We start from the raw sequence: 14,840 nt of genomic DNA on the forward strand, positions 1-14,840 counted from the left end.
TTTTTCATTCTCCAAATTCTAAAATTCTGTAAATTCTGATTCAGACTACTCATCTTCCATTTTTGAATGCTTACGTGTATCGTTCATAGTGATGTACAGAATCAATGACAGCGCAATACAAACGGTTACATACCAATAAAACCATTGCGCATGATGTTCATTTTTGAACCATAGGGCAATATACTCGGCAGTGCCGCCAAATAACGATACGGCTATGGCATAAGGGAAGCCCACCCCAAGCGCGCGTACATTAGCCGGAAAAAGTTCGGCCTTTACAACCGCGTTGATGGAGGTGTAGCCGCTCACGATGATCAGCGCACAAAGAATAAGTGCAAATGCAACCCATACATCTTTGGTATGGCTTAGCAAGGTCATAATAGGGATAGTACAAAGCGTACCCAGTATCCCAAAACCAATAAGCAATGGTTTACGGCCAATTTTATCTGATAATAAGCCGAATAAAGGTTGTATCACCATAAATACAGCCAATGTTAAGGTTGAGATGAGCGTAGCAGCGCTTTTGCTAAAGCCCGAGGTATTAACCAAAAACTTTTGCATATAGGTTGTGAACGTATAAAAGGCCAGCGTACCGCCAATGGTTAAGCCTATTACCGTAAAAACCGCTTTAGGGTGCTGCGTTAACGCTTTTATAGTACCATTCAGGGCATTGGGTTTGGTGCCCTCTTTTTCAAATGATGCCGATTCCTGTAAACTCCGTCGTAAATACATAGTGGTAACGGCCAGTATTGCCCCTATACCAAAGGGAATGCGCCAGCCCCAGTCGTGTAATTGTTTTTCGGTTAAAAACGCTCTTTGCAGTAAAACCAGCACACCCAACGCCAGCAACTGTCCCATGATGAGTGTTACATATTGAAAACTTGAGTAAAAACCGCGGTGTTTTTTGGTGGCCATCTCGCTCAGATAAGTAGCACTGGTACCATACTCGCCGCCTACACTTAGCCCCTGGATAATACGGGCTAAAACAAGTAATATAGGCGCAGCAACACCAATAGATTTATAGTCCGGCGTTATGGCAATGATGAGCGAGCCGACGCTCATCAACAATACAGAAAACGTGAGCGCGGTTTTACGGCCGCGTTTATCGGCAAAGGTTCCCATTACCCAACCACCTATCGGGCGCATTAAAAAGCCTATGGCAAAAATACCCGCAGTATTTAATAGCTGTACCGTTTGATTATCTGAAGGAAAAAATGCGTCTGAAAAATAGAGGGAAAAGGCAGTATAAGCATACCAGTCGTACCATTCAACCAAATTACCTAATGATCCCCCAATGATGGATTTGATGCGCCCACCCGTGGTTTGGGGTAATGGTGATTTTATTTCATTCATAGGCTTGGCAGATATTGTTGGTTTCCGTAATATTAGGGATTTTAAAATAGAGGTACAATACTAATATAATAACCGGCATATTTACTTTAATAAAACTTGATCAACCCAAGCTAACCTTATCAACCACTCACCGAACATGCTTTTCACCGAAGATTTTTTACATTACATCTGGAAGTTCAGGCTTTTTGAGCGTGATAATCTGAAAACCGTAGATGGTGAAGAACTGGAGATCTTTTCGGCAGGGCTGCATAATTCAGATTCGGGCCCTGATTTCCACAATGCCAGGATCCGCATCGGCGAAACGGTTTGGGCCGGGAATGTAGAAGTACACCTTTCTGCCTCCGACTGGCAAAAGCACGGGCATACGCACGACGGTGCTTATGATAACGTGATACTGCATGTAGTTTATCGCAATGATGTGCCGTTGTTTCTGCCAAACGGGCGCAAAGTCCCGACACTTGAGTTGCAAAACCGCATCAGTGAAGAGTTGTATAACAAATACCATAAACTGGTTTTCGGCAACCAAACCTTTATTCCCTGCGAAGCTGGTATTTCAACAGTTGATGGCATTACTATGCAAAACTGGCTTACCCGCGTGCTGGTTGAACGGATGGAAAAGCGATCGGCCAATGTAGCGGCAGCTTTAGCACTTAACAAAGGCGACTGGGAAGAAACTTTTTACCAGTTCCTGGCTGCGAATTTTGGTTTTAAAGTTAATGCACTTCCATTTGAATTAATGGCTAAATCGCTGCCACAGTTGATCCTCGCCAAAAACAAAAACAACGCCATGCAGATAGAGGCGCTGATATTTGGGCAGGCAGGCTTTTTGGAGGGTGAGTTTAAAGATCAATATCCTTTGAAGCTTCAAAAGGAATACGGGTATCTCAGTAAAAAATACAACCTTAAACCGATAGAGAACCACCTGTGGAAGTTTATGAGGTTAAGGCCTCAAAACTTTCCAACCATCAGGCTGGCTCAATTTGCAGCGCTTATTGTGCAGTCAAACCACCTGCTATCCAAAATACTGGAAATTAAAGAGGTGAAAGCCCTGCGTGGTTTGTTCACAGAGATCAAAGTGAACGATTACTGGGAAGATCATTACAGGTTTGATGTACAATCCAAGCCATCGTCAAAAAGTATGGGCGATGGATCTGTTGATATTTTGTTGCTTAATACCGTAGCCTTGTTCCTGTTTAGTTATGGCAAACAGCATCAGCAGCAATATTATATTAGTCGTAGTCTTAAATTATTAGAAAATTTACCGGCCGAAAAAAACAATATTATCGGCGATTTTGTTAACTTAGGAGTGAAAATTGATACTGCGTTTGAATCACAGGCATTGCTTGAGTTAAAAAATAATTACTGTAACTATAAGAAATGCCTGCAATGCGGCGTTGGTAATAAGATACTAAAACTGGCCTGACACCATGCTACAGCGAATACTCACTTTTTTTGAACGGTACTCTTTTGGCGTATGCACCTATCTTGGCGAACGTTTTAATATTTCTATCTCCAAGATCCGGCTATTCTTTATCTACTCCTCGTTCCTGGCGGTAGGCTTTCCGCTTATATTTTACTTCTTTGCTGGTATTGTACTGGATATCAGGAATTTCATCAAACGTAAACATACAGGGGTTACAGATCTTTAACCGCTGGTCATTTTTGATTGCGTTGATTTCGCTGATTTTTATTTTGGGGGGGATATCACCGATCATTTTTTGATTTCACCGATTCCGGATTAGTGAAACCTATCTCATTCATTAAACCAGTTTACCTGTTTTTACGGCATCCTGTAGGTTACGCACTTTAAATTTGGGGGTGTAGCAGTATTGGGCCAGTTGTTTAACCCACGTGGTGTTGTAGCCAAACATCAGTTTTATCATCTTTACCCGGGTTGAGCCTTTGGGATAACCGTATTTATACCAGCTAAATTTGGATGGATCGACATTAAACTCTTCGGCAAAGTCGGCAAGAAAAAGATCTATCTCAATATCAAAAATATCCAGGTCGAGATCAATACTGGTATCGAGGCTCAGGCTGTGTGGGTCAACCTTATGGATCTTATACCTGTTGCAATAATCAACAATAAATTCTTTTAAGGGTGGCAGTATCTCTTCCATTTAAACGAATATTAATTTGACCATTTAAGTTATGAGACGTAGCTTTTGAAATAAGGTTGCATACAAATTTACTTTATTTTTAAATGGCTTAAATTGAGTTCAATAGTTAATAAATGTTAAATATTTATTGCCGCTTAACGGCCTTTTATGCTACTAAAATCAACCTGATGTATTATTATTGCACCAGGTAAACCACATACTTCAAATGAACCTAAAAGTAATTGCCTTTGATGCCGATGATACCCTTTGGGTAAATGAGCCCTACTTTCAAGCTACCGAAGAAAGGTTTTGCAGTCTGCTTGAAAACTTTTCGCCCCAACATACCATTTCCAAAGAGCTTTTTAAGGTTGAGGTTGATAACCTGCCGCTTTATGGTTACGGGATAAAAGGCTATATCCTGAGCATGATAGAGGCAGCGCTAAGTATTTCCGAAAAAAACATCAGTGTTGAGGTAGTTGAAACAATACTGCAATATGGCAAGGATATGCTTAACCAACCAATAGAGATCCTAAATGATGTAGAGCATGTATTATCTTCATTAAAAGACCATTACAGACTGGTGGTTGCTACCAAAGGTGATCTGCTCGACCAGGAACGCAAGCTCAAAAAATCGGGGCTGGCACATTACTTTCACCACATTGAGATCATGAGCGATAAAAAGGAAGATGATTATATCAAGCTGATCAAACACCTTGACATCAATCCCGAAGAATTTATGATGATCGGTAACTCCCTAAAATCAGATGTGATGCCGGTGATCAATATTGGCGGGCATGCTGTTCACGTACCCTTTCACACTACCTGGGCGCATGAACACGTAGAAACTGTTTTAACCCACGAAAACTTTAAACAGGCTGATAAGATCAGCGAGGTGCTGGAGTTTGTGTTAGAGTCCGGAAGTCCGAAAGTCAAAAAGTCCGAAAGTTAGCTTTGCAGACACACTTAATTAACTTCTGACCATTCCAGAAACCTATTTCTCTTTCGGACATCCGACTTCCGGACTTTCCGACTCTAAATACTTTTCTCCATCACTATCAGTTCAATGTGCTGTTTAGCATCGCCGAAACGGCCATGTGCGTGAAAAGGCTGAATTTCGCCGGTTGGTTTATAGCCCCGGCGTTCGTACCAGCTTATCAGTTCAAAACGGGTGCTGATCACCGTCATGGTTAGTGTATGGCAATTGTGTTTACGTGCGTAAACTTCCGCTTCTTCAATTAAGGCACGCCCTACCCCTTTATTTTGCAGCAATGGCGATACACTAAACATCCCCACATACAGCTTCGGGTACCTGATCTCAAGATAAACTGTACCGGTAATATAGCCATCCTCGTCGGTATGTTTTAAAATGATGATATTTTCATCATTCATATAGGTGGTAAGTGTTTCTTCATCAATGCGGATGCCATCAATTAAGTTGGCTTCGGTTGTCCATCCTTTTTTGGAGCTTTCGCCACGGTAAGCACTGTTCACTAAAACGTTAAGTTCAGGAACATCAACAAGGGTGGCTTGGGTTATTACAGGCATATGCTTTATTTAAGGACGCCAAATGTAGTATTTGCAAACTTTAAATAAAAGACCGCAGGTCATAATTTTAAAGTCTGTGCACTTATATCAAATGACATTAAAAAAGCTATTCATTTTTAAAACCAAGCTGTATATTTAGTAGTTAATAACACATCTGTTTATATTAAACCCAGCCATGGCTTTTATAGATTATTACAAAGTATTAGAGCTTGATAAAAATGCGTCTGACAAGGATATTAAAAATGCATACCGCAAACTGGCCCGCAAATATCACCCCGACCTTAACCCTAACGATGAAGAGGCCAATAAAAAGTTTCAGCAGTTAAATGAGGCAAATGAAGTATTAAGCGACCCGGAAAAGCGAAAAAAATACGATAAATACGGCGAGAACTGGCAGCATGGCGAAGCATACGAACAACAGGCCCGCCAACAGGCCGGCGGGCAAGGCGGCGGTTTTGGTGGTTATGGAGGCTTTGGCGGTGCAGAAGACTTTGGAAGTACTGAAGGTTTTGGAAGTGAAGATTTTTCAGACTTTTTCCAGTCGATGTTTGGCGGCGCGGGGAGTGCGCGCGGAGGCAGGCAGGCAAAATTCCGCGGGCAGGATTATAATGCCTCGTTAAGTTTAAATCTTCGCGATGTACTTGAAACACATAAGCAAACGCTTACTGTTAACGGCAAAAATATCCGCATTACTATACCCGCAGGTATCGAGAACGGACAAACCATTAAAATAGCCGGCCACGGCGCTCCGGGTGTAAACGGCGGCCCTGCTGGTGACCTGTACATCCAGTTTAACGTTGCCCCTGATGCCAACTTTAAACGTGATGGAAACAATTTATATACCACATTAAAACTTGACCTGTACACCGCTGTTTTAGGCGGAGAAGTAACGGCTGATACGTTAAACGGCAAGGTTAAAGTTAAAGTAAGCCCCGAAACACAAAACGGAGCCAAAGTAAAGCTGAAGGGCAAAGGTATGCCTATTTACAAAAAAGATAATGAATTTGGCGATCTGTACCTGACATACGATATCCAAACCCCAACCAACCTTACCGAAAAACAAAAGCAACTGTTTGAAGAACTGGCAAAATCATCAGCCTAAATTAAACGCATTATGAAAACAGCCGAATTAATAGCCGCAAACGATTTTTGTGTATATCATAATGTTGAGTACACATTTATTACTTCATTACATGAGGCGGGGTTGGTTGAAATTACCATTATCAACGAAACCACCTTCATCCCACAAACCGAACTTCAAAAGCTGGAAAAGCTGATCAGCCTGCACGAGCTGGATATCAATATAGCAGGTATTGAAGCTATCTCCCACCTGCTTGAGCGGGTTGAAAAACTACAGGAAGATATGAGGTATTTGAAAAACAGGCTGAGGTTGTATGAGGATTAATTGAGGAGATTTTGTTTAAAATTCGGCAGACATCAAAGAGGAAATTACAAAAAGAAGGCCTGTCAGTCTGAGCCAGTCGAAGACTCGCGCGCAGAGGCCCTGCCCACCATGCTTCGACAGGCTCAGCATGACACCCATTTTTAGCTTGCCATAGATTACCAGACGTTCCTCCTTACACCAAATACTTATTCATCATCCGCTCGCTTATAATATTAGCTTCATCAGTAACCGGTTCTGGGTATCCCATTGATTTGAGGATGGCGATGCCGTTGGTATTTTTAAGCAGACCTTGTTTCAGGATATAGTCAAACACCAGTACCCGTCCGTCTTTTGATTCTGAGAATGAATACACAACAAAGTCTTCATCCAGCAGCTCGGCCAATTCAAGGTCATGGGTTGAAACAAACACAAAATTCTGGTTAGCGGAAATGTACGAAAGCACTGATTTTGCCGCGGCTATACGCTCAATGGTATTGGTGCCCCTGAAAATCTCATCAATGATCACCAGGCTTTTTATTTCTTCTTTCTGAGAGCTGTTATCGATGATATTTAAAATAGCCGAAGCCTGTGCCTGGAAGTAACTCTTCTGTTCATCAATATTGTCGCTGGTTTTGATGCTGGTTTGGATCTTCAGCAAAGGGGCTTTATAGGCTTTTGCGCAGCTTGTAAATATGGTTTGCGATAGCAGCGTATTTAATGCCAGCGCTTTAATGAATGTAGTTTTGCCAGCCATGTTTGATCCGGTGATCAATGCCCCCCTATCGGCCTCCGTGGTATACAGTGAATTGGTTACACAATTGGGCACCAACGGATGAAAAAGTTCAGTAAGCTCTATTTTGCCATCAACACCCGTAAATTCGGGCTTTGAATAAAGCGGTAAGCCATCACGGATCGATTGTACAGCTATCAGCGTATCGGCCCGGCCAATAAATTCATAAACTTCTTTTATATCGGCACTGTATTTAGCAATTTGTTTTAACGACAATGTGTAGGTATTGGGTTCAATTACAAAAAGCAATTTAAACAACTTAAAAGCTGCATAGCCGATATCGCTTGTACTACTCACAAAACGGCTTTCTAAATTCACAAACTTAAGTGCACGTTTTAAACCTGTTAAATTGGTAAGGCATTGCTTTACCGTTGTTGCCGTGCCAAATTTCTCGCTTTTTACCAATGCAACCGCCACCTTATACATGATCAGTAATTGCGGTAAGGATCTGGCATATCCCGAGATAGCTTTGCGACTGGTAAGATGTATCGCGATGTTGTAAACAAACAATAACACCAAAAAGATAAAGCTATAGATATTGGGTATAACAACGAGCGATATTAAAGCCGCGATGATCAGGAATGGAGAAACCTTTGTGTAAAAATTTACTACCGATGAAAATGCAGGTTTATGCTCTTTAAGAAAAAGATCGGCTATGAAGTAAGCATCCGGGCTATTAAGCTTTGAAAGTTCCACTTCCAGCCGTTCGCGGCCGGGGATATCCATATTAAGGTCCTCAACGCTGTTATCAAGGTCATGCAAAGCATCGATATCCGTTGTGGGATGATGCAGTAAATTAAACAGGTATTGCTTACCGGGCTTGCTGTTTGTTCTGTCGATGTAATTGAATACGCTTATCAGGTCAAGGTCGTGGGCTGTTTGGGCGGAAACCTTATTTTTATCTCCTGCCGAATCTAAATAGGTCCTGATCAGATCAAAATTTCGGCGGCTATCAACAGGCTTGCCCCACTTACCCTGAATTTTCATCAACCTCTTTTTTGCCCAACGTAACTTATCATAATATGCCTTAATATAAAGCATTCCAATTATGATAAGGACAACGGTTGCAGAAAAGAAAAAGTAATACATGTCCTAAAAATATAAAATTTTAATTAAACCCAGCCATGAATCCATAGTCATAATTATGTATTACAAATTAGGTATTAACTAAAATTTAACGCCATGAAATTTATCCGTTTTTCAATAATAGCTTTTGTAATGATGTTTTCATTTCAATTTGCAAAAGCTCAAAGTATAAGTATCAATGCACATTTTGGCCGTCCTTATCACAGGGTGGTTTATACAAGAGGCTATTACGGAAGGCCTGCTTACTACGGCCGAGATGTTTATTATGGTCGTCCTGCTTATTATGACGGTCCGCGTTATTACGCATCAGGATACTATGATGCCCCTGTATATTATAACAGGTACTACCGTGTTCATCATTACTGCAGGCACTGGTAAAATAAAAGGAAGCCACCGCATTGCCGGTGGCTTTTCATTTAATCATGACTGGCGGCATCGCTGGCCATTTCAACAATTACGGCGTCAAGCCGTTCCAATTCTGTTATCATGTAGTCAAGTGTTTCGGTATCGGTAGGGTTATCCTTCAACAATCCCGCAAGACCTTTTAAATTGGCTACCGGGCTGCGCATATAGTGCGATTGTTTCCAGGCCATATTTTTTATGCGGTTGATATGGTTATGGATCCGTTCGTAAGCAACTTTCAGGTTATTTTCGATATTCTTTCTTTCGGTAATATCATAAAGGGCCATCATCAGCCCTAATATGTTTTCCTGGCTATCTTTTATTGGGAACAGGCGTACATAAAACCAGCATTTTGAACCATCAGCCTGGAGATAATCCACCTCGTAGCTTACATTATGACCGCTTAAAACCTGTTCGGTAAATTCAACAAATTGCGGAAACCTTTCGGGCGGAAAAAAATCAGCAAGCCTGTCATCATTTTGAGGATCATGATTAAACTGGGTTCTTACAAACTCAATAGCCTTATGATTGAATGCCAAAACCTTAAGGTTTTTATCAAATACGGCATAAGCAGTATCGGTTGTATTTAAAATCGTCTGCAGATTGGCTTCCGATTTTTGAAGCAACTCTTCCGACAGGAGCTTTTCAGTAATATCATTGGCGACTGAAAGCCGCACCAAACGCCCCTCATACATGATATCCTGCCCAAATATCTGCACGTTGATCATAGACCCATCCTTTTTGCGGTGCCGGGTAGTTATGGTATTGCCCCACATAGGCGCTTCCTCGGCGTAACCCTTGTACATTGCATCCCATTCTTCAGGAGGTCTTACATCCTTTATGGTCATGCTCAAAAATTCCTCGGCGGTATAACCGTAGTGTTTTGTAGCAGCGTGGTTTACGGCAATGATAGAGAGGTCACTTTTGGCTATCATCCACATGGGCAGGGGATTGCTGTCAAAAAGGAGTTTATATTTTTGTTCGGATAGCCGCAGCTCTTCTTCAATTTTTTTCCGCTCGGTTACGTCTATCATTGAGCCAATAATAGCTGGCTCATCATTGATCTGCGTTGCCGTACCATAAAATTCAACCCAGTTGGTTGAGCCATCTTTACATCGGCCCATCACCTCATAATTTACACTTTCAACCTCTCCTGCAAGCCTCGCCCTGACGTGTTCGAGGGTAAGCGCTTTATATTGGTCGCTAATGATAATATCGACAGATGAAACGCCGATCAATTCATCAGGCTCATAACCAAAAACGTGGGCAAACCGGGGGTTAACATATATAAATGTGCCCCTTTGAACTATATAAACGCCAACCATTGATTTTTCGGCCAGCGTGCGGAATTTAAGCTCAGCCTCCTCAAGCCCGGCCTGCATCACTTTACGGTTGGTAATATCGCGGGCTATAACGAGCACACTATCTTTGGTAAATTTCTTAACGTTGACCTCAACATCAAATACCTGCCCGTTTTTCTTCACAAAACGCCGTTCTTTCATTACCGCCGTATGCAGATCATCCGGGCCAAGCAGCACCGGTTCAGATTTTAAATTTTCGGGATCAATGATCTGTTCAACTTTAAGCTGCAGCAATTCTTCGCGGCTGTAGCCCGTCATTTTACACAGACTGGCATTTACTTCAGTGAAACGCCCTTCAAAGTCAATCACGTAAATGGCGTCGGAAGCTTGTTCGATAAGTGAGCGATATTTTTCTTCACTAACCTCCAGTTTAACAACGGTTTCAACAAGGTCAGCGGCGTGATGCTGCATCCGTTCGGTAAGGGCATTATTAAGCTTAATGATCTTATTTTCGCTTTTAAGCCTTTTATTTTCAATGTAATTAAGCAATATGAGGGCGGTGATGATTATAATTATGCACGCTATTGTATTGAGCAGCCAGCTTGTTATCAGCAAACAAGAAACAAGCATGATAAGCATGCTTATAATAATAACGAACTTGTTTTTCTGCGGATAGTTCATTCAAATAAGGTGATGAGCAATGGTGCCCGTGTAAAACGACTATCTTATTGGTTAAAAAACTGATTTAGGCGTACAAATGTTAAATTACAACTAATCTATTAAAAATGAGAAGTATATGTGAAATTACATAAAAACAATGCCAAACTTTACTTAGCCCTATTTTAATTACTTTGACTTGTTGTTAAAAAAGGAATGTAAAGCCTGCTGTGTAAATTCCGACAGCACCAGTTCACCGCTTATGGCAGCACGTTCTTTAAGCAGATCATCCCAATCGGCAGTACCTTCCCAAAGCACCTGTTTTAAAGCGATAAGCGCTGCCGGATTATAGGAGGCCAGTTTTTCAGCAAGCTCATATACAGCTACGTCAAGTGCCTGAACATCTTCATAAACCTCATTATACAGGCCATTTTGCCTGGCCCATTGAGCAGTTTGAAAATCAGTTGCCTTAATAGTGAGTTGAGAAAACGCGGATAACCCTATTTTACGGATCACCGCCGGGGCTATCACAAAGGGGCCAATACCTATAGTAAGCTCGCTTAACTTTATTGATGCAGCCTCGCTGGCGAAACAGTAGTCGGCAGCGGCGGCGAGGCCTACACCTCCTCCAACTGCTTTGCCCTGTACCCTCCCGATAATTATTTTTGGACATTTGCGGCAAGCGCTGATGACATTAGAAAAGCCTTCAAAAAACCGCGCTCCTGCTTCTTTATCTTTGATCTGCAAAAGCTCCTCAAAGCTTGCACCCGCGCAAAAAGTACGGTCTCCCCCACTTTTTAAAACAATGACCTTTGTTTCCGGATCATTGCCGGCATTGAATATCGCGTCAGCAAGTTGTTTTAACAGTTCTGATGGCAGTGAATTTTGTGCCGGGTGAAAAAAACTAATAGTAGTAACACCATTAGCGTCATTTGCAATTGATATATTTCCGTTTTCGGCAGACATATTTTATGCTTTATATCAGGTTTTAGGCCAATATCGAAAGTATTTATGTCAACTGCAATTTTGAGCCGAAATAAACAGGTACTTACTTTTCAAGCAAAGGCAGTTCAAAATAAAAAGTTGCACCTTCACCAAGTTCACTTTTAACCCCGATATTACCGTGATGATTATTAATGATCTCGGCCGAGATGTAAAGGCCCATGCCAAGGCCACTTGCCATAAACTTTTTATCCTCAACACGATAAAACCGTTCAAAGATATGCTCTATCTGCCCGGCCGATAACCCGATGCCAAAGTCTGTTACCGATACACGTATTTTTCCATCAACGTTCCTGGTTTCAACGATGATCTTTCTATTATCAGTTGAATATTTTACAGAGTTATTAATGAAATTTACCAGCACCTGTTCCAGGCGACCGGCATTTCCGGCTATAAAAAAATTACGCTCTGATCTGTTAATAAAATCAAATTCGGGGTAAAGATGATTGGCGTTTTCAAGGGTTGAGGCTACGAGGTCGCGAAGGTTTACTTCACTCATGGCATATTCAAGCCGCCCGGCATGGATCTTACTTACATCAAGTAAATCGTTAACCAAACGTTGAAGCTTATTTAAAGCAACACCCGCCTTTTCAACATATTGCTTTACCATCAGCGGCACTTCCTCCTTTTTATAAATGGCTATAAGCTGCAAATAACCTTTTAAACTGGTTAAGGGCGTTCTAAGCTCATGACTGGCAATCCCAATAAACTCATCCTTTAAATCAAGTTGCTTTTTCTGTTCTTCAATGTCGGTAGCAGTACCTACCCAAAAAAGGATCTCCCCTTTATCATCTCTTAATGGTTCGGCCCGGTTTAAATGCCAGCGATAAGTGTTATCCCAGCGCAGGTACCTGTTTTCCAGTTCAAAAACTTTCCCGCTATTTAACGACGCCAGGTAAACATCCATAGTTTTTTGCAGGTCATCGGGGTGTACTATCTGTTGCCAGCCCCATCCAGCTGTTTCCCCGTATCGCCTGCCTGTATAATCAAACCAGCGCTGGTTGTAAAAGTTCACTTCTCCACCCGGCAGATTTGTCCAGGTCATTTGAGGAATATTATTAGCCAGCAGCTTAAAATGCTCGCGACTGATCAGCAAATCGGCGGTACGCTCCCTTACAGTATCTTCAAGCTCGTTATTCAGTCTTTCGGCAATATTCTGGGCTTCTTCCAGTTGATCGTTTTTAATTTTCAGTTCCCATTCCGTTTCCTTTTGAGCGGTCAGATCTGTTAAGATCAGGCTTAATGCCGTCCCCTCATCAAGATCGAGTGTGGTACATGACAATAAACAAGGCGTCAGCTTGCCGTCCTGGCTTGATAATAATATCTCACCTTTACAGTCGTTATTCCAGCCATCCCTTATTACCTCCTTATATTTTCCAGCTGAAACTTCCGCAATAAAAGTGTCGAAATAAATACCAATTACCTTTTCAAGCGGTTCATTGACCATTGCGGCAAAGCGTGAATTACTATATAATATAATGCCTTCCCGGTTCAGGGTCACTGCACCCTCGTTCATTTTTTCTATAAAAACGCGGTAGGTTTGATCGGCAGTTTTCAGGGTATAAAGCTGGTGCCCTTCCTCGCCTTTAACAACAAGCGCGTCAACCTGGCCGCTGCGAATAGCATCAATGGTATCATTGGCTTCCTCTAACTGAAAACGAAGTTCATTGTTTTCGGCCAGCAATTGCTCATATGTATATTTGAATGATTCCATGATCAACTTTCTGAATAGATACCAAGACCTTTCAATACTTTAACAGTATTTGACATATCCCCTATCAGCTTTCGCTCGGTACCAGGAGATTTTTTGATAAGCAGCGGCAATGCTACAATCTGTTCGGCTTCGGCTATAAGCGGTTGCTGGTAAACATCAATTATTTCCAGCTCGTAGTTAGCTTTTATATGTTGTTCACAAATATTTTTAAGGTTGGTAATAGCCCTGATAGAATTAGGCGATGCCCCAATCACAAATAAACGCAATCGAAAAAACTGGCTTTCCCCGTCACTTAAATTATCATCGGCATTTAAAGGCAATTGGTTTTGCTCCGTCATTTATATATTTTTTACAGGCCTGATGTTCAGTCCCACCAAAACTTTTTCCTCGTTACTTAAATCGCCTATTATTTTGCGGATCGGCTCAGGTACTTTCCTTACCAGCGTGGGTACAGCAAAAATCTGGTCCCCCTCTGCCAGTTGCGGCTGCTGCAATAAGTCAATTACTTCAATAACATACTGGCCTTTTAAATGTTCTTCACAATATTTTTTAAGATTGGTGAGCGCGGTAACGGATTTAGCCGTTTTACCCGCCACATACAACCTTAACTCGTACTTTATAGCTTCTTCCAGTTCCATTACTTTTTGTTTTTTGATTTACCTTTAGGAGAATTGACGTTTCCGCGGCGGATATCGGTTATCTGCTGACGGTTCTTTTCAATGATCTCCTGTTTTAACTCATCCTCAAGGTACATTTTGTTCAGCTCATCCTCGGTCGATTCAAACTCAGCCTGGAGGCTTGCTATTTTCGATTCAAGCATCATTCGCCTGCGCAAGATCTCTTTATCCTTACGGGATACGGCAAAGTCCCTGAGAGCCACACCGGTTTTTTCCTTTAGTTTTTGCGCTTCACGGGCCGAGCCGGTAAGCACCCCTTCAGGGCCAAGATACACGTCAACCAGGTTTAAGCCATTATCAGTTATGGTAAATTCCCGTACCTGGTTTGAATGGCTCATACCGCGCGATTTCATGATGTACAGGCCCCTGTTACGCTCTCCGTTCGACTCTATATCCCGTACAAGTAACCATGCATCAACCAATGATGACACACCCTCATCAGTTTGCTCGCTCACCACCGTATTTAAACTAAGCGCGGTGAACATAACCGTGATCTGTTCGTCCTGTAAAAAATCTATCAGCCTGATAAGCATGGATTTCACCTCACTCACCGACCCCACAGTGATCAGATTTGTAATAGGGTCAAGGACTACGGCCGCAGGTTTAAATCTTTTAATGATCTTATAAATTGCCACCAGGTGCATTTCAAGCCCATACAACGTAGGTCGCGAAGCATGAAACTCAAGTAAACCATTATCAACATGTTTTTGCAAATCGATGTTGATTGATTTCATATTACGAAGGATCTGTTTGGGCGATTCCTCAAAGGCGAAATAGAGGCACCTCTTTTTATTGCGACAAACTTCATTGGCAAAGCTGGCTGCAATACTTGT

At 41.9% G+C, this 14,840-nt stretch carries 16 protein-coding genes; 6 read left to right on the forward strand and 10 right to left on the reverse strand.

Features of this window, described 5'->3' with window-relative positions:
* Positions 1 to 45: 45 nt before the first annotated feature.
* The gene (locus VF500_RS07930) at positions 46 to 1,350 is read right to left on the reverse strand and encodes an MFS transporter (protein ID WP_330859159.1); all 1,305 of its coding nucleotides are present in this window, start codon (positions 1,348 to 1,350) and stop codon (positions 46 to 48) included.
* 136 nt (positions 1,351 to 1,486) lie between these two features.
* Between VF500_RS07930 and VF500_RS07935 the strand changes: the two genes are divergently transcribed.
* Both VF500_RS07935 and VF500_RS07940 read left to right on the forward strand, forming a co-directional pair.
* Positions 1,487 to 2,773 carry a DUF2851 family protein gene (locus tag VF500_RS07935; protein WP_330859160.1) on the forward strand — a complete coding sequence of 429 codons (1,287 nt, stop codon included), beginning with the start codon at positions 1,487 to 1,489 and terminating at the stop codon, positions 2,771 to 2,773.
* 4 nt (positions 2,774 to 2,777) lie between these two features.
* A complete protein-coding gene (locus tag VF500_RS07940; protein ID WP_022830549.1) occupies positions 2,778 to 2,999 on the forward strand; it encodes a PspC domain-containing protein in 222 nt (73 codons plus the stop codon).
* Positions 3,000 to 3,110: 111 nt separating this feature from the next.
* Here the strand turns inward: VF500_RS07940 and VF500_RS07945 are convergent, their stop codons facing one another.
* Positions 3,111 to 3,470 carry a DUF1493 family protein gene (locus VF500_RS07945; protein ID WP_243480298.1) on the reverse strand — a complete coding sequence of 120 codons (360 nt, stop codon included), beginning with the start codon at positions 3,468 to 3,470 and terminating at the stop codon, positions 3,111 to 3,113.
* A 205-nt stretch (positions 3,471 to 3,675) separates the two neighbouring features.
* Between VF500_RS07945 and VF500_RS07950 the strand changes: the two genes are divergently transcribed.
* Positions 3,676 to 4,398: an HAD family hydrolase gene (locus VF500_RS07950; protein WP_330859161.1), complete on the forward strand. Its 723-nt coding sequence runs from the start codon at positions 3,676 to 3,678 to the stop codon at positions 4,396 to 4,398.
* Between the two features lie 83 nt (positions 4,399 to 4,481).
* Here VF500_RS07950 and VF500_RS07955 read toward each other — a convergent pair whose 3' ends face one another.
* Positions 4,482 to 4,994 (reverse strand): GNAT family N-acetyltransferase, encoded by a 513-nt coding sequence (locus VF500_RS07955; protein ID WP_330859162.1) that lies wholly within the window; start codon positions 4,992 to 4,994, stop codon positions 4,482 to 4,484.
* 175 nt (positions 4,995 to 5,169) lie between these two features.
* Here VF500_RS07955 and VF500_RS07960 point away from each other — a divergent pair, with 175 nt between their 5' ends.
* On the forward strand, positions 5,170 to 6,096 hold the full coding sequence (locus VF500_RS07960; RefSeq protein WP_330859163.1) for a J domain-containing protein: 927 nt from the start codon (positions 5,170 to 5,172) through the stop codon (positions 6,094 to 6,096).
* 12 nt (positions 6,097 to 6,108) lie between these two features.
* Positions 6,109 to 6,399 carry a chaperone modulator CbpM gene (locus tag VF500_RS07965; protein WP_121224753.1) on the forward strand — a complete coding sequence of 97 codons (291 nt, stop codon included), beginning with the start codon at positions 6,109 to 6,111 and terminating at the stop codon, positions 6,397 to 6,399.
* Between the two features lie 172 nt (positions 6,400 to 6,571).
* On the opposite strand, the gene VF500_RS07970 is transcribed toward VF500_RS07965, so the two are convergent.
* Complete coding sequence (locus VF500_RS07970; protein WP_330859165.1) at positions 6,572 to 8,155, reverse strand: MutS-related protein; 1,584 nt, start codon at positions 8,153 to 8,155, stop codon at positions 6,572 to 6,574.
* Between the two features lie 195 nt (positions 8,156 to 8,350).
* Here VF500_RS07970 and VF500_RS07975 point away from each other — a divergent pair, with 195 nt between their 5' ends.
* Positions 8,351 to 8,632 carry a hypothetical protein gene (locus tag VF500_RS07975; RefSeq protein ID WP_330859166.1) on the forward strand — a complete coding sequence of 94 codons (282 nt, stop codon included), beginning with the start codon at positions 8,351 to 8,353 and terminating at the stop codon, positions 8,630 to 8,632.
* A gap of 38 nt (positions 8,633 to 8,670) precedes the next feature.
* Here the strand turns inward: VF500_RS07975 and VF500_RS07980 are convergent, their stop codons facing one another.
* The 6 genes from VF500_RS07980 to VF500_RS08005 all read right to left on the reverse strand — a co-directional run.
* Positions 8,671 to 10,587: a PAS domain S-box protein gene (locus tag VF500_RS07980; RefSeq protein ID WP_330859167.1), complete on the reverse strand. Its 1,917-nt coding sequence runs from the start codon at positions 10,585 to 10,587 to the stop codon at positions 8,671 to 8,673.
* Positions 10,588 to 10,803: 216 nt separating this feature from the next.
* Complete coding sequence (locus VF500_RS07985) at positions 10,804 to 11,580, reverse strand: enoyl-CoA hydratase/isomerase family protein (protein ID WP_330859168.1); 777 nt, start codon at positions 11,578 to 11,580, stop codon at positions 10,804 to 10,806.
* Positions 11,581 to 11,662: 82 nt separating this feature from the next.
* On the reverse strand, positions 11,663 to 13,330 hold the full coding sequence (locus VF500_RS07990) for a PAS domain-containing sensor histidine kinase (protein ID WP_330859169.1): 1,668 nt from the start codon (positions 13,328 to 13,330) through the stop codon (positions 11,663 to 11,665).
* A gap of 2 nt (positions 13,331 to 13,332) precedes the next feature.
* On the reverse strand, positions 13,333 to 13,668 hold the full coding sequence (locus tag VF500_RS07995; protein WP_330859170.1) for a circadian clock KaiB family protein: 336 nt from the start codon (positions 13,666 to 13,668) through the stop codon (positions 13,333 to 13,335).
* The gene (locus VF500_RS08000; protein ID WP_330859171.1) at positions 13,669 to 13,968 is read right to left on the reverse strand and encodes a circadian clock KaiB family protein; all 300 of its coding nucleotides are present in this window, start codon (positions 13,966 to 13,968) and stop codon (positions 13,669 to 13,671) included.
* A partial coding sequence (locus VF500_RS08005) for an ATPase domain-containing protein (RefSeq protein WP_330859172.1) occupies positions 13,968 to 14,840 on the reverse strand: 873 nt, incomplete at its 5' end. The genes VF500_RS08000 and VF500_RS08005, both read right to left, overlap by 1 nt.

It is taken from the genome of Mucilaginibacter sp., assembly GCF_036383575.1.
Classification (GTDB): Bacteria; Bacteroidota; Bacteroidia; order Sphingobacteriales; family Sphingobacteriaceae; genus Mucilaginibacter.